The organism is Arthrobacter sp. SLBN-83, from assembly GCF_006715285.1.
In the GTDB taxonomy this organism is placed as follows: Bacteria; Actinomycetota; Actinomycetes; order Actinomycetales; family Micrococcaceae; genus Arthrobacter.
In genome coordinates this window covers 1,338,007-1,358,431 of record NZ_VFMX01000001.1, presented here as the reverse complement: position 1 = coordinate 1,358,431, position 20,425 = coordinate 1,338,007, and the positions used below count along the sequence as shown (strand labels likewise).

Sequence of the window (20,425 nt, the reverse complement as noted above, 5' to 3'; positions counted from 1 at the left end):
GGAATGTAGTCTGGAAAGAACGTGCCCTGCCCGCGACGGCTCGTCTTTCAACCTGGCGGTAATCTGCCTTGCTGGGGCACTGGAATATTCAGCACACGGACACAGTTGTGCCATGTGGCCGGCCTCCACGGGGAGGCGAGTCGAACAAGGAAGAGGTTCACGCTCCAGTGACCATGGAAGAGAAGACGGCGACGGATGTTCGCGACGTCATCATTGTGGGCTCGGGCCCGGCGGGATATACGGCAGCCGTCTACACCGCCAGGGCGGACCTTAAGCCGCTGCTGTTGGCCGGGTCGGTGACTGCCGGCGGCGAGCTGATGAACACCACGGATGTGGAGAACTATCCCGGTTTCCCCGAGGGAATCATGGGGCCGGACCTGATGGAAAACTTTGAGAAGCAGGCCGCCCGTTTTGGGACGGAAATCCAGTTTGAGGATGTAACCGCCCTGGAGCTGGAGGGACCAGTCAAGACAGTCACCATCGCCACGGGGGAGACCTTCAAGGCGAGGGCCGTCATCCTCTCCACCGGCTCCGCGTACCGTGAGCTGGGGCTGCCCAATGAGAAGCGGCTCTCCGGTCATGGTGTTAGCTGGTGTGCAACCTGCGACGGTTTCTTTTTTAAGGATCAGGACATCGCTGTCATCGGCGGTGGCGACTCTGCCATGGAAGAAGCCCTCTTCCTCACAAAGTTTGCGAAATCAGTAACGGTCGTCCACCGTCGCAACACGCTCAAGGCTTCCAAGATCATGGCCGACCGCGCGCTGGCCAACGAAAAGATCCGTTTCATCTGGAACAGCACTGTCGATGATGTGCTGGGGGCAGACAAGGTCACGGGACTTCGGTTGAAGAACCTTATTGACGGTAATGAGTCCGAACTCGCTGTTACAGGTGTCTTCGTGGCTATCGGCAACGACCCGCGGACCGACCTCGTCAAGAACGTGCTGGCCCTGACACCGGAGGGGACCATCGCAGTGGAGGGGCGTAGCTCCAAGACAAGCCTTCCCGGCGTGTTTGCTGCTGGTGACGTCGTTGATCCCACCTACCGCCAGGCCATCACCGCCTCTGGTTCCGGTTGTGTGGCAGCAATTGATGTTGAACACTATCTGGCAGACCTGCCGGCATAATCCGCGCACTGTTATCCGAAGAGAAAGATAGGCTATGAGCAACGCTAAAGATGTAACTGACGCAAGTTTCGGCACTGACGTTTTGTCGGCCGAGAAGCCGGTAATCGTGGATTTCTGGGCGGAATGGTGCGGCCCCTGCCGCAAGCTGGGCCCCATCCTGGATGAGATTTCCGTCGAGTACGGCGAGAAGGTGGACGTGGTCAAGGTAAACGTTGATGACAACCCCGCGATTGCCGCGGAGTACGGAATTACTTCCATCCCTGCCGTCTACCTTTTCCAGGGTGGCGAGGTGAAGAGCACTGTCATCGGCGCCAAACCCAAGCAGTTCTTCGAGAAGGAATTCTCGGACGTTTTGTCCTAGGCTCAAAGGCCCGTTCTGAACACGGGTCTGCAGGAGAGCGGCCATCGCCTGGAGGCGATGGCCGCTCTTTCTGTATCCTGGTTTGCATGGCCGTCTTTCTATGAGAGGGTGCGTGCTGCGCTGCGGCGTCGCTTGTAACTGCGGAGTAACTAGCAAGGGGGACACTTGTTTCACGTGAAACACGCTTGCTGGAGACGGCCGGGCGACTTGGTTCCGAGCGGCGAGGCGTACTTCCGGATGAGAACAGCTCCAGCCCATGCACTAACAGCAGAAACAATTAGACGCCAGCCATACGCGTATCTTCGCAGTGACTGATCGCTTAGGACCCACGGCTGAACTGGGAGCAGGAGTGCCAAAGCCTATTTGCCCTGCACGGAATAACCGCGACCAAGCCTAGGCTTAGGCCTACAGCAACCGGGATTGCGAAGGTGTTTCACGTGAAACGCCGCCGCGCGAGGACGCATCCTCTTCTTTCAAGGCCAGACACCCAGTACGCGATGTTGGGTCTACCCTCGAGGGCATCGCAGGTCTGCTTAGCTGACTAGGTTCCCAGGAGTAGTAGACGATCCCTTCATTGAGTACAGGTCTGCACTGCCGAGGGATCCACGTGGAGTAATTATCGCGCCTCTCACTTACTGCTTACGGCACGTTCCGAGTCAAATTCCCCAATCTGGAGGGCGGCTTGCATCGAGTGCCATCCTTACGGCGATAAAGCCAAGCGGAACCAGGACCAGAACTTGCCTCACCATGATCCCGCCTACAAGAACATGCTCCGCGTTTAGTAGTCAGGGCCATTCGACAAACTGTCATCCTCGGAAGGAGCCATGTGGTCAAAAACCGGGTAGTCCACAGTTAAAGATTTTCCAGTGGCCAGTCTGTTCATGGGATGCCAAGTTGTTGCAGGTGCCTCAAGCTCTGAAGGGTGAAGCCTTATGGCGCCTGTGCGGCTTCGCGCGAGCTCGACCGGACCGGTGACGGACATGCCGCATGGCTGGCTATTCGTCCCGCCCAGCGCAGAACCTTCCACCCGATGCGTTTTGCTGCCACGCGCACTACCTGGTTCCCGCGCTGTTCGGAATTTCACCAACGCCGAGCGTGCCGTGACCTCCAATGCCCCTCAGAGGGCTCAAACCCCTTCCATGACAGGGAAGGAGTCTAGGGCAACGTCCAAGTGGTGGAAGCCCAGGCGCAGGGGTCATGGAATCAGTACGCCTGATGTGTTTCACGTGAAACGTTTTGCGTGATAGCCCGATACTGCCAGGCATCATCTGACAACGAGGACAGCCGGCCAGTAGGTGCTCATGGAACAACCGTGTCGGCTCCTGGATGTTTCACGTGAAACGCTCCGTGCGGGTCCCTCATGCGCGCATTGTGACATCAGGGTCGCTTGCGGCATTGAGGCATCCACTCGGGTAGGACCTGCCTTTTTGTCGGTCGCGCTTCACTCCGGCATAGGGGCGGTTATTCGTGTTGTCCTGGACAACGCCGCCTATAGACGTTTCCTGCGTGCTTCCTCAGGGATACACGCGGAGATATGTGCCCATACAGAGCCCCCACCTGGCGGCACCGAGATCCACCGCGAATGACTCGTGGACCCCATCCTGACATCGGCCTGGGACTTCATCCAGTAATTTTGGAAATGCGGGTATGACTATAGGAACTCCCATCGATTTCCATGCCGTACTCCCAGTTTCGCAGGCACCTCGCTCCATCGCTAACTACGTGGTGACTACCTAGTCGCTGCCCAGCAACGGGACGCTGTGAAGAGGCAACCCGCCGCCGAGCAGCTGTAGCCGCAGGCCCTCTACGAGCGATCTACCCCGAATTGTCGCCCGCCCCGAAGGAGATGACATAGAAGGGTTCGGCTCCACACGACAGGGGACAGCAACGTTTATCCCCACCGTTATCCACAAGGGAGTGTCTTTCTATCCACACAGTTATCCACAGGCTATCCGGCCGCCCTCTTGCGGCTACGTCGAATGCTGAGCCGACTTTATCGGAGTGGCGCAGCCCTCGACGCATGCACAGCGATGCTCAACTGCACCTACGCACTGGGCGGGACTGGACAAATCCTTACACTATTGTATTGTTACTCAGCTCCGTGAGGTTGCCGAGACCACAGGCTCCGCCTTGCAGGGCCGACCAAGAGTGCGTTTCACGTGAAACAATGCCGCACGGTCACCTCAGTCTTTCGGTAGCTGCGCAACACTCGAATTATGTTCCGGCGCTTGTGAGCGCGACCGAGCCCGACGCGGGCGATATCGTAGCGCCGTAATCCACAAAGTTATCCACAGCGTTATCCACGCGCCCTAGGGGAGTGTGATGCACATGGTGGTAGGGGATAGAGATACCACCGCCGGGCGGAATCAGGTCCTTCCATTGGAGTACATAGTCCTTCGCAACGGTGCCAGACGTACGGAGCGAATTGCATGGGGTCCTTCTTGCACTGCAACACTTACAACAGAGCCGCTGCGCGGAACGAACTGTGCGCGACGAAACGTGTTGACCCGCCCTGCCGTTGCACCCACTCCGCGGCATCAGTGGCAGCGACAGAATCCCGTGTATGAGCCGAATCAAGCAAGACCAGGTCGAATCAGGGGACTGCGCCCCTAACAGTGCTGCTTGGTCTGGGGTTTCAAGGCACCGCAGACCGACTACGCGAATTATCGAGCGAGCTGCCCCAGTCACGTCATCTACCCGACGCTTGGCCCCTGCCCCAGTTGCTGCAGAGCCGGATCGGATGGCGCGTCATACACACAAGAACACTCGTGTTCACGGTGGTCGATACGAATGGTTAGTAGGAGTGTAAGGCCAGAGGCACGACTGCCGGCGATGGCTCCTCGCGCCCTCTGACGGAGAGATCAGCCGCACAAGTGGGTGGGCTGTGCCCCATAAAGATGCCCGACACCAAGGCACTGCTCCGTACTGAATGCTCTCAGTGGCCGAGGAGGAGCCTACGCGATATCCGTGGAGTCTACGGTTCCCTTAGCTGGTACGGCGGGTGAACGCTCCTGACTAGCTCGAACGACAGGTGGGCGCTTCCTGAAGCGCAGGGGAGCGTTTCACGTGAAACATGTGCTCAGTTGCCTCCGACGTCCACCTGACAGGAGGGAGCTGGGGCTCTTGTATTCAACAAGATCCCTATCAGACATGGGACCCGTACCGTGGTTTTCTGAGTACCGCTTTGGGTATCTGCCCTCGCTACTACTTGCCCAGCGACAAGAGGTACTACACGTGTTTCACGTGAAACTTCGGCTGGGCGTCACCCCACCTTGCCCGTGTCCACACTGCTTGTTGCGAAGACTCTCAACCGGGAGGAAACACAGTCGCGAGGACCTTTACCACTGCGATCATGCAGCGGATCAAAGACCCACGGGGTAATGGTCAATCCGACGTCCTCACGTTCCACTAAGCTCCGCACGAAGCGCCCGTGGAAGCACACGGATACGTAGGAGAGGTGAGGATGGGTGCGGTCTGGGGCTGCGCGCAGTCGTACTTTGCTCTGCGACAGACGATGCTTACCCAAATACACCTTGTGCGGTCCCGGACCTGGTAAGCGCTCGGAGTCGCTCGTAGCATCCGAAAGTGCGGTGTGTACTGAGGCCGATACCAGGTTCTCGTTCCGGTTGCAGAATCTAATGCACCGCCATGAATCACCTAGTAGGAACTGTCGACGTTCTAAGCAGCCACCTTCGACTATCTCGTCCTAATCATCTGCATCGCGCGTGGGAATCCAAGGCATAACGCCTAGTACGCTCAAGCAGCGCCAGACAAGTGGACACACAAACAACAGAGAAGTACGTAAACGCAAACGGTCATCGACGACTCCCGGAAACTCATGGTTGCTCCCGTGGTGCGTGTCGGAAGCGGCCTGATGGTGGGCAGGACGTATGGCTTCCGGCCGCTGACTCATGAGATGTACACCCACTTGGAAGGCGGCGTGCCTGTTTCACGTGAAACAGTGGCGAGGTGAGCGTTTCACGTGAAACACCAAGGATCTGCACCGGCAGGCAGGCTCTTGCGAGACAAGGCCCACCGATATCCCTTATCCGTCCTTGAGTCCAGTGACGCGGCAATGGACCCCAGTGTGCACTCGGCGCAGGAGAATGCACGTTGAAAGCGGCGCTGGGGACCTAATCGCAGGGAAAGGGCAAGGGAAAATCTCAGCAGGGAAGATGCCTCCTCCTAGACAGCCGCATGCGGGGAGCCCGGACAGTCGAACGACATCATCCCAGTACCAGGTTGGCCCTCTTGACCGCTTACTCCGCCTGAAAGCATGGTCGACGTTAATCTGCCTCCCATCAACAACCAGCCCTAAGCCTGCTTTGCACAAGCGACAACAATATAGGGAGACAATCTGCGCCCAAATGACCGCCGGCCACTAAATCATGGTTTTCGAATTCACACAACAATGAAAAAGGCCCGATTTACGAAGAATCGGGCCTTTCCTACCGCGGACTAGTTGCTCGAATCCGGAGCCAAGACATCCATAATGCGGTTCAAGTCCTCAACACTGGCGAACTCGATGCTTACCTTGCCCTTTCTCACACCGAGCGAGATCTTGACGTTCGTATCAAGGCGATCGGAAAGCGAGGAAGCCAAGAAGTCCAGACGTTCATGCCGGGCCCCAGGGCGCGGAATGTTGTTCTTTGCGGGCTTCGCAGGATCTTGGTACAGCGCCGCCGCCTCTTCCGTGGCGCGCACTGACATACCCTCTGCAACAATCCTCTGTGCTAGCCGTTCCATGGCGGCAGCATCAGGCAGCGACAGAAGGGCACGTGCGTGGCCTGCGGAGAGGACGCCGGCGGCTACCCGCCGCTGCACCAACGGGGGGAGCTTCAGCAGGCGGAGAGTATTGGACACCTGCGGCCTCGAACGGCCAATGCGGTCCGCCAATTGCTCGTGGGTGGTCCCAAAGTCCTCCAGGAGCTGCTGGTAAGCTGCGGCCTCTTCCAGCGGGTTCAGCTGGCTGCGGTGGAGGTTCTCGAGCAGGGCATCGCGGAGAAGGTCATCGTCAGTCGTATCGCGAATGATGGCAGGAATGGTTTCGAGCCCGGCGGCCTGGACGGCGCGCCAGCGTCGTTCGCCCATGACCAACTCGTAGGGTTCGCTACCTGCTTCGGTTGATGTGCGAACCACAATCGGCTGGAGCACGCCGATTTCGCGAACCGAGTGAACCAGCTCGGCCATGTCGTCCTCATCGAAGACATTGCGGGGCTGCTTCCGGTTCGGATGGATGTCGGATACCGGAATCTCGGCGAAGCGGGCACCGGGAACTTCCACCAGCTCGACGCCCGAGCCGGCGGCCGCATCCTGAGCTGGCTCCTCGTTGGGTACCACCTCTACCGGATTTGAAACTTCCGGATCTTCCACGCTGGCAGAGGGTTCGGCATCAGCCTTTGATCCCGCTGCGGGGGATTTCCTGGTTGGAGCCTTCTTTGCCGGAGCGGGAGCAGCCGCGGAGGCGGGCTTCTTATCATCACTGCTCTTGTCGGCGCCGGCCTTGGGCGCAGCTGCTTTGCCTGAAGAAGGCGGGGTGGACGAGCCTGCTGCTTCCTTGCCCTGCGTTCCGGTGACTGCTGCCACTGCAGGCTGCTCCGTAGGTTCGGTTTTCCTGCGTCCCTCCGGGAAGAACAGATCAACAGGCCGCGATACCGCCCCACCGTTGCCGGACCCATTGGTTGCAGCGGAACTTGGAATCAGCGCGCCAAGACCGCGGCCTAGGCCCCGTCGCTTCTCGCTCATGGGTAAATCCCTCCAGTGGTAGAGCCGGGCTGGGCCTTGCTCCGTGCGTTGCGGTATTGAAGATTCTAGCGTTCCGCTATTTCAGCGGCGGCTTCCAAGTAGGACAAGGCACCACTTGAGGACGGATCGTATGTCATGACCGTCTGCTGGTAGCTGGGCGCTTCGGAGATCCGGACTGACCGTGGAACTACGGCCGAGAGGACCTGTTTGGGGAAGTGCTGGCGTACCTCCGCAGCCACCTGGGCAGCGAGGTTGGTTCGGCCGTCGTACATGGTGAGCAGGATCGTCGACACAACGAGGTCCGCGTTGAGGTGCTTCTGAATCATTTCGATATTCTTGAGGAGCTGGCTCAGGCCCTCCAGCGCATAGTACTCGCACTGAATGGGGATCAGTACCTCACTGGCGGCGCAGAAAGCATTGACTGTCAGCAGGCCCAAGCTGGGCGGGCAGTCGATGAACACATAGTCCAGCCGCTCCTCGCCGTTCTTCTCGCGTTCCTTCGCGTAGACGTCAATGGCCCGGCGCAGCCTCTGCTCGCGCGCCACTAGGGACACCAGCTCAATCTCGGCCCCTGCAAGGTGGATCGTGGCCGGCGCGCAGATGAGTTTTCCGATATCCGGGCAGGGGGCTACGACATCGGCCAGAGGGACGTCGTTGATCAGGACGTCGTAGATGCTGTCCACGTCCGCGTGATGCTCAATGCCCAAGGCAGTGGAGGCATTGCCCTGGGGATCGATGTCGATGACCAGCACATTAAGTCCGGCGGCTGCCAAGGCGGCGGCGATGTTGACCGTGGTGGTGGTCTTGCCTACTCCGCCCTTCTGGTTGGACACCGTAAAGATGCGGGTCTTTTCAGGGCGGGGGAGTTGTCGTCCCACTAATCGCTCACGGCGCTTCGTTTCATGGGCAAGTTCCCGTGCGATGGGGCTGGAATCATCGATTGCGTCGATGACGTTGGATCGACCGTTTGCGGTTGTTTCACGTGAAACTGCATTACCTGAGGCAGCAGAAACACCTGCTTTCGGGTGATTGCCACCCCGGGCGGGAGCCATGCCGACTCCGGCAAGCCCGGACCCAGCGACAGAACGTGCCGACCCCAAAGACACAAACGGCGGGATCCGTTGTGCGGAGGCTTCACTACTCGTCACTGGGGCACTCTCACTCTCGTTCAGCCAATTTTGCTGCCGTTGTCTAGCCTAACTGCTCCTGCCTGCTGACAGCCGTCAGCGGGCCCGGGTCAGGACTTCTTTTGGGACTTGTTCACCACGATGCGAACCACGGTAGTGGGCTCCTCGAGGAGGTTGTCACCTACGGTCAGTACCGAGGTCTCAACGCCACCCAGCTTACGGATGGTCTTGGCCGCCTTCTCAATTTCCTCACCGGCGCTACGTCCTTTGATGGCCACCACTTCTCCGTGGCCGCCGAGGAGCGGGATGGTTAGGCCGGCCAGGTTGGTCAAGGCCGATACGGCACGGGCCGTCACCACGTCAGCCTCCACGTGCCCTACCGCCAACTCAGCGCGTGTGCGCATGACCGTGACGTTGTCCAGGCCAAGGTCGTCCACCACTTCCTGAAGCCAGATCACGCGCCGCTCCAGCGGCTCAATGAGCGTCAGCTCAAGATCCGGGCGTGCGATGGCCAGGCACAAGCCAGGCAGTCCGGCGCCGCTTCCGACGTCGGCAACATGGCTTCCCTGGGCAATCTCGCTTTCGATGACTGCACAATTGAGCACGTGGCGGCTCCACAGCCGGGGAACCTCCCGCGGCCCGATCAAGCCCCGTTCGGTTCCAGAGGAGGCCAAATGCTCCACGTAGCGCTTGGCGAGGTCCAGCCGGTCGCCGAAGATTTTCTCAGCAGCGCGAAGTTCTGCTGCCGTGATGTCAACCATGGTTACTGGGTCAGCTTCTCTAGTCCGCGGAAACAACGATGTGGCGTCCGGCGCCTTCGCCCTCGGACTCGCTCACCAGGCCGAGATCGGCCACGGCGTCATGCACAATCTTGCGTTCGTAGGCGCTCATCGGTTCCAGCGCCACCGACTTGCCGGTTTCCTTCACTGACGCTGCCGCGTCTTCGGCAATCTTCTGCAGGTGGCCGGTACGCTCCTGCCGGTAGCCGTTGATGTCCAGGACAAGCCGGGAACGGTTTTCCGTGGCCGACAGGACTGCCAGCCGCGTCAGTTCCTGGAGCGCTTCAAGGACCTCGCCGTCTTCGCCAACCAGGCCTTCGAGTCCTTCGGCTTCCTCGTCGGCGACGATGGAGATGTAAGTGCGGCCGTTGCGGACCTCGATGTCGATGTCGCCGTCGATGTCGGCGATGTCCAGCAATTCCTCCAGGTAGTCGGCAGCGACGTCCCCCTCTTCTTCGAGGCGGCTGACGGCGGAAACCTTGGCGGCGGAAGCATCCTGGTTCACGGAAGCGTCCTGATCTTCGATTTCTTCAGAAAAGGCGTGCTCGGTGCTCTCGGCAGACATTACTTCTTCTTCCTGTTCTTGCGCTGGGGCTGGACGCGCTGTCCCTTGATCTCAACTGCGGCAGCCGCGGCGGCATCGGCGTTGGCTGATTCGTCCCGCTTGCCGCCCAGGACGGAAAGTGCCGGCAGGCCCTTGGCGGCACGGCGTTCGGCGAGGGCCTTGGCTGCGGGGGATCCCGGCGTCGGCATGCGGCGGATGACGAAGAACTGCTGGCCCATGGTCCAAAGGTTGGTGGTGGTCCAGTAGATCAGGACACCGATGGGGAAGTTGATGCCACCCACGCCGAAGACGATGGGCAGGATGTACAGCATCATCTTCTGCTGGCGCATGAACGGGCTGGCCATGGCTTCTTCAGACATGTTCTTGGCCATGATCTGCTTCTGGGTAATGAACTGCGAAGCCGTCATGGCCAGGATCATCACGATCGAGAGCACCACCACAGCGACGTTGCCTGCCCCGCCGTGCAGCAGGGCTGCGGACAAGGGCGCGCCGAAGATGCTTGAGGCGTCGAACTCGACAACCTGTTCGTGGCTCATGGCACCGATGCCGGCGCCCTGGTCCTTGGCCTGCGAGATCCCCGACAGCACCTGGAAGAGTGCAAAGAAGAACGGCATCTGGATCAGCATGGGAAGGCACGCGGAGAACGGGTTGGTCCCGTGTTTCTTGTACATGGCCATCTGTTCCTGGGCCATGGCCTGGCGGGACAGCTGGTCCGTCTTGCCCTTGTACTTTTCCTGCAGCTTCTTCAGGTCAGGCTGCAGGAGCTGCATGCCGCGCTGCGCCTTGATCTGCTTGACGAACACGGGGATGAGGGCGGCACGGATCACCAGCACCAGCCCGATGATGGCCAAGGTCCAGGTCCAGCCATTCTCCGCGGGCATGCCAATGGCGCTGAGCCCGTCGTGGAACGCCACCATGATGAACGAAACCAGCCACTTGAACGGGGCGATTATTGTTCCAAAGATGTCCATACTTATCCCTATTCGTCAGGCCGCACTGCGGCCTTGTTCATCAGTCCGATCAACCCGGTAGATGTCCGGATTGTTCAGCACAACAATTGTGGGGGTCCGGCCTTCCGGCCATTCCCGGCGGCCGGCGGGGACGTGGTCCACTCCGCCGGCGTTCCATGGGTGGCAGTGGCCAAGGCGCCGGGCTGCCAGCCAAGTTCCCTTGACGGCGCCATGGACGGTGACCGCTTCAAGGGCATACGCCGAGCATGAAGGGAAGAATCGGCAGACCGGACCGTACAAGGGAGAAACCACCTTGCGGTAGGCCATCAGCAGAAGAATGAGGAGGTTCCGGGGCAGGTCCCAGAGGAACCTCCCGACGGCGGCCAACAGCTTGCGGGAATGGGCGACGACGGCAGTGGCGTTAGGCACGCGTTGTCCCCTCCTGTGTTGTACCGGCCGAACCTTTGGCGGCAGCCCGTGAAGGGCGGCCAGCCAGCCGGTTCAGCGCAGATCCCAGTGCAGCGTTGTAGTCCGCCAGCAGCTGGTCCCAGCTGGCGGTGGCAGACGCAGGAAGCGCCCGCACCACGATGGCGAGCCCCGTACCGTGCTCGCGCAGCGATGCAGCAGCTGCTTCTCTCAGTCTCCTCTTAACGAGGTTCCTGACCACAGCGTTCCCTACACTCTTGGAAACAATGAACCCGATCCGGCTGGGTTCGTCGGCAGCAATGGCTGCCGCATATAACACTACGTTCCGGCGCCCATTGCGGACACCGGAACGTACAGTTGTTGAAAAATCGGTCGAGGTCCTCAGGCGGTTGCGGGCGGCCAGCACCTTAAACTCGCAAGGGAATGTCTACCGACGAGCCAGTTATTTAGGCCGACAGTTCGGTGCGGCCCTTGCCACGACGGGCTGCCAGGATGGCGCGGCCGGCACGGGTACGCATACGAAGGCGGAAGCCGTGCTTCTTGGCTCGACGGCGGTTATTCGGCTGAAAAGTCCGCTTGCTCACGTTAGTTACTCCAGTGGATCAAAGGTGCGCCCACCCGATCAGTATGGGGAAGAACTGGCCGACGCTAAGTTTTGTATATGCACGCTTCCCCCGACTGGCCAGGCGCACTGCGACTGGAAAGTTCAAATGGGGCCAAAAAGCGGACACAAAGGACTTCACAACGTTAGGGCAATCCGCAGGCCGGAGTCAAACCGGAAGGTCCCTCTCCGACTGTCCCCAACTGTGCCTAAGTATCCCCAACAGCCTGTGGATGAAGTGGCTCACAGGGCCATCCGGAGAACCACAACGGTGTAATTATCCACAGCCGGATAGCCAGCTATCTTCTAGGCTTTTCATCCCCTAGAGTGTCCCAGTAGCCGATTATCCACGGGCTGTGCATAACCCTGTGGATGAAGTTGGGCCAGGACCCTGGTTCCGGACTTGGGCTGCAGGCAATGCAGGCATAGCAAGTTTTGAGGGAACCGATTGATGACAGTAGACGAAGCAAACCACGCCAATACTGTCGGAAGTTCCTGGCGGAGGGTTGTCAGCCTGCTGGAACAGGACCACCGGGTTTCCCCACGACAGCGTGGGTTCGTCATCCTGGCCCAGGCACAGGGGCTCATCGGTTCCACCCTCCTGGTGGCTGTTCCCAACGAGCTCACCCGCGAAGTGCTCCAGACCCAGGTCAAGGAAGCCCTCGACGATGCACTGCATAACGTCTTTTCTGAAGACATCCGCTGCGCCATCGACGTCGACACCGATCTGGTGCCCATTCACGAGGAACCCGAGCCCGTCGTCGAACCTGCTTTCGCCCCCGACCAGGTCATCGAGCAGAAGCCGCAGCCTATGCTCCCCAGCACGTCGCACGAGTTCGGCCGGCTGAACCCCAAGTACGTCTTCGATACCTTCGTGATCGGTTCCTCCAACCGCTTTGCCCACGCCGCCGCCGTCGCGGTCGCTGAAGCTCCGGCCAAGGCTTACAACCCGCTCTTCATCTATGGTGATTCGGGCCTGGGCAAGACCCACCTCCTGCATGCGATCGGCCATTACGCCCGTCGTCTTTACAGCGGGATCCGCGTCCGCTACGTAAATTCGGAAGAATTCACCAACGACTTCATCAACTCGATCCGCGATGACGAAGGCACGAGCTTCAAGACGACGTACCGGAACGTCGATGTCCTGCTGATTGACGACATCCAGTTCCTGGCCGGCAAGGACCGGACGCTGGAGGAGTTCTTCCACACCTTCAATGCCCTGCACAACAACAACAAGCAGGTAGTCATCACCTCGGATCAGCCGCCCAAGCTGCTGGCCGGGTTTGAGGACCGGATGAAGTCCCGTTTCGAGTGGGGCCTGCTGACCGATATCCAGCCGCCGGAACTTGAGACCCGTATCGCCATCCTCCGCAAGAAGGCGCTGAGCGAGGGACTGTCTGCCCCGGACGATGCCTTGGAGTACATCGCGTCCAAGATCTCCAGCAACATCCGCGAACTCGAAGGGGCCCTGATCCGGGTCACGGCATTCGCCAGCCTGAACCGGCAGCCCGTGGACGTGGCCCTCGCCGAGATGGTGCTGAAGGACCTGATCACCGATGACGGTGCCCAGGAGATCACGTCCGCCCAGATCCTGCAGCAGACGGCTGACTACTTCAAGCTGAGCATGGAAGAACTCTGCAGCAAGTCCCGTACCCGGACCCTGGTCACTGCGCGGCAGATCGCCATGTACCTCTGCCGGGAGCTCACTGACATGTCGCTTCCCAAGATCGGCCAGGAGCTCGGCGGCCGCGACCACACCACTGTCATCCACGCAGACCGCAAGATCCGCGAGCTGATGGCCGAGCGCCGTGTGATCTACAACCAGGTGACCGAGCTGACCAACCGCATCAAGCAGCAGCAGCGCGACTCCTGAATCCACACCGCGGCCCGCTCTCTATACCTTATTAACAGGGGCATGTGGATAAGCCTGTGGATACTTAAGGGGACAAGCACGGTTAATGGGCTTAAAACCCTTAAGGCGTCTGTGGATCGTTAAAAATGCGCTTCTGGGTTGTCCCCATCCACACCCTGTTTAAAACCCACGTACGCACACTCGATGAACAGGGCTTAACTGCGGAACTGCGGGGCAGGACCGGGTTATCCACAGTTTCCACAGCAGTTATTAACACTACTAATCCCAAAAAATCGAAATCCCTCAAACAACAAGATCGATGCGCAGGTCCGTCCAGGGGGCCTTCCGGCCCGTGAAGGGCCATGGTGGACTCCCAGGGGATGGGTTAATCCCCGATCTTCCGGCTAAGCTGTCAGCAGCGCTCCCATCCCTGGGTTTTTGTGTGGTTTCCGTCTCCGCGGACCATGCACCAGCCGCGGTGCGCCCAACTTCTTCCGGAGTTTCCCCGTGAAATTCCCGGGTTTACATGGCAGCAGCAATGAAAGGCGGCACCCCTCCGTGAAGTTCAGAGTCGATCGGGACGTCCTGGCAGAAGCCGTTACCTGGACAGCCCGGTCCTTGTCTCCGCGGCCACCAGTGCCTGTCCTCTCCGGCCTGCTCCTGAAGGCCGAAGCAGGAACCGTCAGCCTCTCCAGCTTTGACTACGAGACGTCGGCACGCCTGGAAATCACCGCAGACATCAGGGACGAAGGCACCATCCTGGTCTCCGGCCGATTGCTCGCCGATATCTGCCGCAGCCTGCCGTCCGCTCCTGTGGACGTTGAAACCGACGGCAACAAAGTCACGCTTACCTGCCGCCGCAGCAGCTTCCACCTGGCCACCATGCCCGAAGCCGAATACCCTCCGTTGCCTGCCCTGCCCGCCATCAGTGGAACTGTCCCGGGCGATGCCTTCGCCCAGGCCGTTTCCCAGGTCATCATCGCGGCCAGCAAGGACGACACCCTGCCCATCCTCACCGGAGTGCGGATGGAGATCGAGGATGACCTGATCACCCTTCTGGCCACCGACCGCTACCGGCTGGCAATGCGCGAAGTGCCCTGGAAGCCAGTTACGCCGGGCATCTCCACCAGCGCCCTGGTCAAGGCCAAGACCCTCAACGAGGTTGCCAAGACCCTCGGCAACAGCGGAGACATCAACCTGGCACTGTCCAACGACGACAGCCGGCTAATCGGGTTCGAGAGCGGCGGCCGCACCACCACGTCCCTGCTGGTGGACGGCGACTACCCGAAGATCCGGTCGCTGTTCCCCGAGTCAACCCCCATCCACGCCACGGTCCAGACCCAGGAACTGGTGGAAGCCGTCCGCCGCGTATCGCTGGTAGCCGAGCGCAACACCCCGGTCCGGCTCGCCTTCACTGCCGGGCTGCTGAACCTTGACGCCGGCACCGGTGAGGACGCCCAGGCATCGGAGGAACTCGAAGCCCAGCTGTCCGGTGACGACATCACGGTTGCCTTCAACCCGCACTACCTCACTGAGGGCCTCAGCGTCATCGATACCAAGTTCGTCAGGTTCTCCTTCACCACGGCACCCAAGCCCGCCATGATCACGGCGCAGGCCGATGCCGACGGTGAAGACCAGGATGACTACCGCTACCTGGTAATGCCCGTCCGCCTTCCGAATTAGTCGCCACCCATCGGCTCCCAGCCGCCGCCACTTAGCGCAGAAAAGAGTTCCACCATGCACATTGGACTGATCGGCCTCGGCAAAATGGGATTCAACATGCGCGAACGCCTGCGCAAGGGAGGGGTTGAGGTCACCGGCTACGACCGGAACCCCGATGTCACCGATGCTGCCACCGTCGATGACCTCATCGCTGCCGTACCGGCTCCCAGGATCATCTGGGTCATGGTCCCGGCAGGACCTATCACGGACGCGGTGGTCAGCGAACTCAGCGACAAGCTGCAGCCGGGAGACCTGGTCATCGATGGTGGCAACTCCCGATTTACCGAAGACCAAAAGCACGGCGAACTGCTCGCCGCCAAGGGGATCCACTTCGCCGACTGCGGCGTATCCGGCGGAGTCTGGGGCCTGCAGAACGGCTACGGCCTGATGGCCGGCGGGGACGCAGCCGACATCGAACGCGCCCTTCCGGTCTTTGATGCGCTGCGTCCGGAGGGCGAGAGGGCGGACAGCTTTGTCCATGTGGGCGGCATCGGCGCCGGCCATTACGCCAAGATGGTCCACAACGGCATCGAATACGGCCTGATGCAGGCGTATGCCGAGGGCTACGAACTGCTTGCGGCCAAGGACATCGTTACCGACCTACCCGGCACGTTCCGGGCCTGGCAAAAGGGAACGGTGGTCCGCTCCTGGCTCCTCGACCTTATGGTCAAGGCCCTCGACGAGGACCCGGGCCTGGCCTCAATCGACGATTACGTGGAGGACTCCGGCGAAGGCCGGTGGACGGTGGAAGAAGCCATCGCCAACGCCGTCCCAGCCCCTGCCATTACCGCCGCGCTGTTCGCCCGCTTCGCATCCCGGGAGGACACTTCGCCCGCCATGAAGATGGTTTCCGCGTTGCGCCACCAGTTCGGCGGCCACGCAACCCGTCCCGCCAAGTAGCACCCACCGGGAACCTGCAGCGTTCCCAGAATTGCCGAAAACCGCGTGTATCTGGAACACCTTTCCCTGACCGACTTCCGCAGTTACGCCCAGGTTGACCTTGCCCTGGGCCCCGGCGTCACCGTCCTGGTGGGATCCAACGGCATCGGCAAGACCAACCTGATGGAAGCCATCGGGTACCTGGCCACACTCAGCTCCCACCGGGTCAGTTCCGACGGGCCATTGCTGAGGTTCGGCACGGAACGGGCACTGGTGCGTGCCAGGCTGGTTCGCGGCACCCAGACCACGGTCCTCGAATTGGAAATCAACGCCGGCCGCGCCAACAGGGGACGCATCAACCGCAGCAACCCCGTCCGTGCCCGCGATCTGCTGGGCATCTGCCAGACCGTCCTTTTTGCCCCCGAAGATCTGGCCTTGGTCAAGGGCGATCCGTCCAACCGGCGACGGTTCCTTGACGAGCTGCTGGCCAGCCTCGTTCCGCACCACGCCGCCACCCGCAGCGATTACGACCGGGTCCTCAAACAGCGCAACGCCCTGCTCAAATCGGCCCGTGCGGGACGGTTTACAGCGGCGCACGAGTCAACCCTGGACGTGTGGGACCAGCACATGGCCCGGGCCGGAGCGGAATTGCTGCATGCACGGCTGGAACTGGTGGAACGGCTCCGCCCGCACCTCGCCCGTGCCTATGCGGAACTCACGGACGCGTCCAAGCCCGCTGACGCCACCTACCGTTCAACCCTCCAGAACCAGATGGACGACGACGGCGTCCCGGCCTCCGGTGCCCAGCGCACCACGGACGGAGGTTCTCCAGCGGACCAGGATGACCTGCGGCTTCTCTCCGTCGAACAAGTGACCGAACGGTACGTCCAGGCGTTCGCAGAATCCCGGAAGAAGGAACTTGAACGGGGCATCTCCCTGGTTGGCCCGCACCGGGACGAACTGGAGCTGATGCTCGGCCAGGCTCCTGCCAAGGGATACGCCTCGCATGGCGAAACCTGGTCCATGTGCCTGTCCCTCCGGCTTGCCTCCTACTACGTCATGCTGGACGATGCCCGGACCGGCGGTTCTGCCCCCATCCTCATCCTTGACGATGTCTTTGCCGAACTGGACGTGCAGCGTCGGCGTAAACTGGCGGCAATAGTGTCCGGCGCGGAACAGGTCCTGGTGACCGCCGCCGTCGAGGCCGATATTCCGGAAGAGCTGTCCGGACGGCGGGTGAAGGTCATCCCGGGAGGTATCGATGAGCAGTGAGCAGGGCGGCGGGCTGCAGCCCGGCCGCGAACCTGACCACATCGACGCCCCGCAGGCCGCGCTGAACCGCATGCGCGAAGCTGCGGCCGCCCGGGGCGAAGTCCGGCGGAAAGTGGCGCGGCCGGGTTCCGCGAAGGCCAAGGGCAGCATCCGGGACACCAGGGGCTTCAGCCAGTTCCACGCCACCGGCCGCGACCCGCTTGGCCTGGGAAAGGTCGTTGGCCGGCTGGTCGCGGAACGGGGCTGGACTTCGCCGGTGGCTGTCGGATCCGTCATGGCCGAGTGGGCCACCCTGGTTGGGCCGGAAATTTCAGCGCACTGCACACCCGAAAGCTTCACGGATACCACCCTCCACGTGCGGTGCGATTCCACTGCCTGGGCAACCCAGCTGCGGCTTTTGAGCAGCAGCCTGCTTGAAAAATTTGGCCGCGAATTGGGTGACGGCGTGGTCACCAGCATCCAGGTGCTTGGCCCCTCGGCACCCAGTTGGCGCAAGGGCGGGCGCAGCGTCAACGGGCGTGGGCCGCGGGACACGTACGGATAGTCCGGACGGCAACTCTTGAAACTGCGTCCAAGGCCGTGTAGGGCGCTGTAGGGACCGCGGCGTGTATAGGCACCCGGAGGGCGTACCGCGGGGCCGCCCTAGGCGGGGCCTAGAGCCTCGCATGGCCATATTCGCTGCCGGCGAAGGCCCTGGAATGCGGGGATATGCCCGTGTTCGCGGTAGAATTGACGCAGATAACTGGGCGCGGATGAAACGTTGACTTCAGTCCGTTCTCCGCGCACTTCCCGTGTGTGGAGCGTGGACCACCAAACGTCAGCAAGTCACCGGCGCCATAAGTTTGTGCCTGTTGGCGGGTGGATTTCCCCTGGGGAGAGAAACCGGCCGGCCATCATCGAGAACAGAGGAGTCGCAGCGCCTGTGGCTAACGACAATACAGATATTCTGGCAGCAGATACAGCAGTCGAGGATGGCCGCACCCCTGATACTCCACCTGCGGCAGCCCCTCCACGGGAATACGGCGCCAGCGACATCACTGTCCTTGAAGGCCTCGAGGCTGTCCGCAAGCGTCCCGGCATGTACATCGGCTCCACGGGTCCCCGCGGCCTCCACCACCTGGTCTACGAAGTGGTGGACAACTCCGTGGATGAGGCGCTGGCCGGCTACTGCAGCCATATCGAGGTAGTCCTGCAGGCCGATGGCGGCGTCAAAGTGGTCGACGACGGCCGCGGTATCCCCGTGGACATGCACCCGACTGAACACAAGCCCACCGTCGAGGTGGTCATGACCATCCTGCACGCCGGCGGCAAGTTCGGCGGCGGCGGGTACGCCGTCTCCGGCGGCCTCCACGGCGTGGGCATCTCCGTGGTCAACGCCCTCTCCAGCCGGGTTGATACCGAAGTGCGGCGCCAGGGGCACGTGTGGAGGATGTCCTTTGCCGACGGCGGCAAGCCCCAGGGCAGCCTGGTCAAGGGCGAAGAGACGGACGCCACCGGTACCAGCCAGACGTTCTACCCGGATCCGGCCATCTTCGAAACCACCGAATTCGATTTCGAAACGCTCCGTGCCCGCTTCCAGCAGATGGCTTTCCTCAACAAGGGCCTGCGCATCACGCTCACGGATGAGCGCGAGGCGCCATCCAGTGAAGCTGACGGCGACCTGGACCTCGACGACCTCAGCACCGAGGGTGAGGTCAGCGCGGAACACCGGACAGTGGTGTACCAGTACGACGAAGGCCTGCTGGACTACGTCAAGCACCTGAACTCGGGCAAGAAAGTCGAAGTGGTCCACGAGGACGTCATCGCCTTCGAAACCGAGGACACGGAACGCCGCATCGCCCTGGAAATGGCCATGCAGTGGACCAGCGCCTACTCCGAGAGCGTGCACACCTACGCCAACACCATCAACACCCACGAGGGCGGCACCCACGAAGAAGGTTTCCGTGCTGCCCTGACGTCCCTCATCAACCGGTATGCCCGCGAAAAGGGCATCATCAAGGAGAAGGACGACAACCTCACGGGCGATGACATCCGCGAGGGCCTGACAGCCGTCATTTCCGTCAAGCTGGCCGAGCCCCAGTTTGAGGGGCAGACCAAGACCAAGTTGGGCAACTCTGAGGTCAAGGGCTTCGTCCAGCGCGTCGTCACCGACGGACTGGGCGACTGGCTGGAGCGCAACCCCGGCCCCGCCCGCGATGTGATCCGCAAGGCCATTTCCGCCGCACAGGCCCGAATGGCGGCCAGGAAGGCGCGCGACAACGCCCGGCGCAAGAGCCCGCTTGAATCCTTCGGCATGCCGGGCAAGCTTTCCGACTGCTCCTCGAAGGACCCGGAAAAGTGCGAGGTCTACATCGTGGAGGGTGATTCCGCCGGCGGTTCCGCCAAGCGCGGCCGCAACCCCGAGACGCAGGCCATCCTGCCGCTGCGCGGCAAGATCCTGAACGTGGAGCGGGCCCGCCTGGACAAAGCATTGGGCAACGCGGAGGTCCAGTCCATGATTACCGCCTTTGGTACCGGCATTGGCGAGGACTTCGACCTCGCCAAACTGCGGTACCACAAGATCGTCCTCATGGCAGACGCAGACGTGGATGGCCAGCACATCACCACCCTGCTGATGACCCTGCTGTTCCGTTACATGCGGCCGCTGATCGAGAACGGCTACGTGTACCTGGCGCAGCCCCCGCTGTACCGGATCAAGTGGTCCAACGCCCCGCACGACTATGTCTACAGCGACCGCGAACGCGACGCCAAGCTGGTGGCAGGTCAGGCAGCAGGACGCCGCATCCCCAAGGACAACGGCATCCAGCGCTACAAGGGCCTGGGCGAGATGGACTACACCGAACTGTGGGACACCACCATGGACCCGGATCACCGCACCCTGTTGCAGGTCACCATGGACGACGCCCTTGCCGCCGACCAGATCTTCTCCGTCCTCATGGGCGAAGACGTGGAATCGCGCCGTAACTTCATCCAGCAGAACGCCAAGGACGTCAGGTTCCTGGACATCTAAGGACCCGCTCCA

16 protein-coding genes are annotated in these 20,425 nt (G+C 61.2%); 8 read left to right on the top strand and 8 right to left on the bottom strand.

The window, feature by feature from the left end; translation table 11 throughout:
- The first annotated feature begins 173 nt into the window (after positions 1–173).
- Positions 174–1,124 carry a thioredoxin-disulfide reductase gene (gene trxB, locus FBY30_RS06235; protein WP_442858271.1) on the top strand — a complete coding sequence of 317 codons (951 nt, stop codon included), beginning with the start codon at positions 174–176 and terminating at the stop codon, positions 1,122–1,124.
- A gap of 34 nt (positions 1,125–1,158) precedes the next feature.
- Positions 1,159–1,485, top strand: coding sequence for a thioredoxin (trxA, locus tag FBY30_RS06230; RefSeq protein ID WP_110545201.1), 327 nt, complete (start codon positions 1,159–1,161; stop codon positions 1,483–1,485).
- 4,458 nt (positions 1,486–5,943) lie between these two features.
- Here the strand turns inward: trxA and FBY30_RS06225 are convergent.
- The 8 genes from FBY30_RS06225 to rpmH all read right to left on the bottom strand — a co-directional run bounded on the left by FBY30_RS06225 (position 5,944) and on the right by rpmH (position 11,661).
- Positions 5,944–7,230, bottom strand: coding sequence for a ParB/RepB/Spo0J family partition protein (locus FBY30_RS06225; RefSeq protein ID WP_142132003.1), 1,287 nt, complete (start codon positions 7,228–7,230; stop codon positions 5,944–5,946).
- Between the two features lie 65 nt (positions 7,231–7,295).
- A complete protein-coding gene (locus FBY30_RS06220; protein ID WP_235009356.1) occupies positions 7,296–8,378 on the bottom strand; it encodes a ParA family protein in 1,083 nt (360 codons plus the stop codon).
- Positions 8,379–8,467: 89 nt separating this feature from the next.
- Positions 8,468–9,118, bottom strand: a complete 651-nt coding sequence (gene rsmG, locus FBY30_RS06215) for a 16S rRNA (guanine(527)-N(7))-methyltransferase RsmG (protein WP_142132000.1) — start codon at positions 9,116–9,118, stop codon at positions 8,468–8,470.
- 19 nt (positions 9,119–9,137) lie between these two features.
- Positions 9,138–9,701, bottom strand: coding sequence for a Jag family protein (locus FBY30_RS06210; protein WP_142131997.1), 564 nt, complete (start codon positions 9,699–9,701; stop codon positions 9,138–9,140).
- Entirely contained in the window at positions 9,701–10,672 is a 972-nt protein-coding gene (yidC, locus tag FBY30_RS06205) for a membrane protein insertase YidC (RefSeq protein WP_142131995.1), read from the bottom strand. Before yidC ends, FBY30_RS06210 begins: the two co-directional genes overlap by 1 nt.
- A 15-nt stretch (positions 10,673–10,687) precedes the next feature.
- Entirely contained in the window at positions 10,688–11,080 is a 393-nt protein-coding gene (yidD, locus tag FBY30_RS06200) for a membrane protein insertion efficiency factor YidD (protein WP_142131993.1), read from the bottom strand.
- Complete coding sequence (gene rnpA / locus FBY30_RS06195; RefSeq protein WP_142131991.1) at positions 11,073–11,483, bottom strand: ribonuclease P protein component; 411 nt, start codon at positions 11,481–11,483, stop codon at positions 11,073–11,075. Before rnpA ends, yidD begins: the two co-directional genes overlap by 8 nt.
- A gap of 40 nt (positions 11,484–11,523) precedes the next feature.
- Entirely contained in the window at positions 11,524–11,661 is a 138-nt protein-coding gene (rpmH, locus tag FBY30_RS06190; RefSeq protein ID WP_003800212.1) for a 50S ribosomal protein L34, read from the bottom strand.
- 468 nt (positions 11,662–12,129) lie between these two features.
- On the opposite strand from rpmH, the gene dnaA reads away from it, so the two are divergent.
- The 6 genes from dnaA (at position 12,130) to gyrB (ending at position 20,413) form a co-directional block, all read left to right on the top strand.
- The gene (gene dnaA, locus FBY30_RS06185) at positions 12,130–13,551 is read left to right on the top strand and encodes a chromosomal replication initiator protein DnaA (RefSeq protein WP_142131989.1); all 1,422 of its coding nucleotides are present in this window, start codon (positions 12,130–12,132) and stop codon (positions 13,549–13,551) included.
- 537 nt (positions 13,552–14,088) lie between these two features.
- Positions 14,089–15,213 carry a DNA polymerase III subunit beta gene (gene dnaN / locus FBY30_RS06180; RefSeq protein WP_142131986.1) on the top strand — a complete coding sequence of 375 codons (1,125 nt, stop codon included), beginning with the start codon at positions 14,089–14,091 and terminating at the stop codon, positions 15,211–15,213.
- Positions 15,214–15,222: 9 nt separating this feature from the next.
- Positions 15,223–16,152: a phosphogluconate dehydrogenase (NAD(+)-dependent, decarboxylating) gene (gene gnd, locus FBY30_RS06175; RefSeq protein ID WP_142131984.1), complete on the top strand. Its 930-nt coding sequence runs from the start codon at positions 15,223–15,225 to the stop codon at positions 16,150–16,152.
- A 45-nt stretch (positions 16,153–16,197) separates the two neighbouring features.
- Positions 16,198–17,403 (top strand): DNA replication/repair protein RecF, encoded by a 1,206-nt coding sequence (recF, locus tag FBY30_RS06170; protein ID WP_142131982.1) that lies wholly within the window; start codon positions 16,198–16,200, stop codon positions 17,401–17,403.
- Positions 17,393–17,947 carry a DUF721 domain-containing protein gene (locus tag FBY30_RS06165; protein WP_142131980.1) on the top strand — a complete coding sequence of 185 codons (555 nt, stop codon included), beginning with the start codon at positions 17,393–17,395 and terminating at the stop codon, positions 17,945–17,947. The genes recF and FBY30_RS06165 overlap by 11 nt, the downstream gene beginning before the upstream one ends.
- Before the next feature lie 378 nt (positions 17,948–18,325).
- The gene (gyrB, locus tag FBY30_RS06160) at positions 18,326–20,413 is read left to right on the top strand and encodes a DNA topoisomerase (ATP-hydrolyzing) subunit B (protein WP_142131978.1); all 2,088 of its coding nucleotides are present in this window, start codon (positions 18,326–18,328) and stop codon (positions 20,411–20,413) included.
- Positions 20,414–20,425 lie beyond the last annotated feature (12 nt).

Bases quoted from the DNA above. Each gene is read 5' to 3' on its own strand.
- FBY30_RS06210 (WP_142131997.1), bottom strand. From the start codon at position 9,701: ATGTCTGCCGAGAGCACCGAGCACGCCTTTTCTGAAGAAATCGAAGAT.
- yidC (WP_142131995.1), bottom strand. From the start codon at position 10,672: ATGGACATCTTTGGAACAATAATCGCCCCGTTCAAGTGGCTGGTTTCG.
- FBY30_RS06225 (WP_142132003.1), bottom strand. From the start codon at position 7,230: ATGAGCGAGAAGCGACGGGGCCTAGGCCGCGGTCTTGGCGCGCTGATT.
- trxA (WP_110545201.1), top strand. From the start codon at position 1,159: ATGAGCAACGCTAAAGATGTAACTGACGCAAGTTTCGGCACTGACGTT.
- dnaA (WP_142131989.1), top strand. From the start codon at position 12,130: ATGACAGTAGACGAAGCAAACCACGCCAATACTGTCGGAAGTTCCTGG.
- rsmG (WP_142132000.1), bottom strand. From the start codon at position 9,118: ATGGTTGACATCACGGCAGCAGAACTTCGCGCTGCTGAGAAAATCTTC.
- trxB (WP_442858271.1), top strand. From the start codon at position 174: ATGGAAGAGAAGACGGCGACGGATGTTCGCGACGTCATCATTGTGGGC.
- FBY30_RS06165 (WP_142131980.1), top strand. From the start codon at position 17,393: ATGAGCAGTGAGCAGGGCGGCGGGCTGCAGCCCGGCCGCGAACCTGAC.